This is a genomic window from Halobacillus sp. (assembly GCF_049282395.1).
Classification (GTDB): Bacteria; Bacillota; Bacilli; order Bacillales; family Halobacillaceae; genus Halobacillus.
This window is the reverse complement of sequence record NZ_JBAPTY010000455.1, coordinates 1-1,672: the sequence shown is the minus strand read 5'-3', so window position 1 is coordinate 1,672 and position 1,672 is coordinate 1. Positions and strand designations below refer to the sequence as shown.

Here is a 1,672-nt window from a genome sequence, read left to right as displayed (position 1 = left end):
CCGGAGGGGGGACGATGTAGACTCCTGTGGGATAAACATGATCGGTGAGACCCCGGAGAGCTTTAGCTCGAGGAGGCTCAGCACATGCCCGCGGAAAGCGAATCATCCCCCGCAGGACCTTTCCTCTCAACCTCGAAACTGAGTCTTACACCATCCGGCCCTATTGCTTAATAAGCCTTTTATGAGATTTAACAAGAGTTTTAAACCCATCCATACAAAAAAACAGCCCAACTTAATACACGAATTGGACTGCTCCTGCTGATTTATTCCGTTTTCTTCTCCTGAACACGATCAAGCGCCTGGGTATAGGCGTCATTTCCATAGTTCAAACAACGCTTCACACGTGAAATCGTCGCCGTGGAAGCACCTGTTTCCGTTTCAATTTTATGATACGTATATCCATCTCTAAGCATACGGGCAACTTCCAGGCGCTGAGCCAGGGATTGAACTTCATTCATAGTCGCCAGGTCATCAAAAAACTCGTAACATTCTTCCACATTCTGCAGAGAAAGAATCGCTTCGAACAATTGATCCAGCGTCTTCCCGCGTAATTTATCAATCTGCATGTGTCAAGATTCCTCCTTGGTTACTTTCTATAACTGGTTTCAATTCTAGCTTGTTCCGGGATAATATTCACCCAGGTTTTGCCAGGGGTGAAGCGAATGGGACGTCCATCTCGGTAAGGCAGGATCCGCCCGTTCACGTTTTTCCATTCTGCCTCTATTATTTTCCCTTTTCGTAATAGATACCCGTTTCCGCCGGAAGTTAAATCTATCGCCCTCCGGCCTTGTGAATCTATAATGGTATGCCTTGTTTCAACAATCCAAACGTTATCTACAGCTAACCGCTCGCCGTTCTCGTGATCGACTGATGGCTTTCCGTCGCTGGAACGCTCGAAGTTTCCGTCTGCCTCACGAAATGAATAAGTAACGGTTTCTTCGGGTCGCTCGGAGTAAATAACTTTTACTTTATCAATGGGCGTACCTTCTGTGCTTTCCCCGTTTTCTTTTTCAAAAGGTAACGCCTCGATGCTACCCGGGTTTGTATATTCCTTTTCTCTCATAAATCGCTCTATACCCTGTGTCAGCAAATAGGAATTGTGGGGAGGTTTTCTCTCAGTGGACCGCTCAAACAGCCAGCCGTTGTTATCATAGCCTGCTGCGTCCAGGTAAGGGATACCGCTTTCAGCGACGTGACGGTTGATCGCTGTAGAAGCTCCGTGGTACACATACAGTGCATCGAATCCAGAAGCCAGCTCATTAAAATACGGTCTGGCACTTCTCACTGGTCCTATTGTATCAGGTAGTTGACTATGAAATAAAGCTAAAAAACGGGTGATCTGACCCTCTGCCAACACTTCGAAGACGATATCTGCCTGACTTAAGCCGGATTGAGGCCGGGCTTTTGTATGATTATTAATCATCTCAGAAACCACCCGATGATCCGCCTTTCCCTCCGCAGGTTCTCCGGTTAATGGAAAAACATCCTCATCATCTTCAAGCGTCTCGTTTTCTGTAGAAACCCCATCAGGGGCTTCTGGTGAAGGGGCCGGCGCCTGAGGAGCCTCGCCCGCACAGGCCTGAAGAGGCATCAGCACCCAACCAAACAGCAGCATCCAGGTTAACCTTCTCATCTCGCACTTCCCTCATCATTTTTTCATATCATTCTATAC

2 protein-coding genes are annotated in these 1,672 nt (G+C 47.5%); both read right to left on the bottom strand.

Annotated elements, in window-relative coordinates:
• Positions 1–263 precede the first annotated feature (263 nt).
• Positions 264–566 carry a YerC/YecD family TrpR-related protein gene (locus WAM07_RS18705; RefSeq protein ID WP_014641879.1) on the bottom strand — a complete coding sequence of 101 codons (303 nt, stop codon included), beginning with the start codon at positions 564–566 and terminating at the stop codon, positions 264–266.
• 20 nt (positions 567–586) lie between these two features.
• On the bottom strand, positions 587–1,633 hold the full coding sequence (locus tag WAM07_RS18700; RefSeq protein WP_422168895.1) for a DUF3048 domain-containing protein: 1,047 nt from the start codon (positions 1,631–1,633) through the stop codon (positions 587–589).
• Positions 1,634–1,672 lie beyond the last annotated feature (39 nt).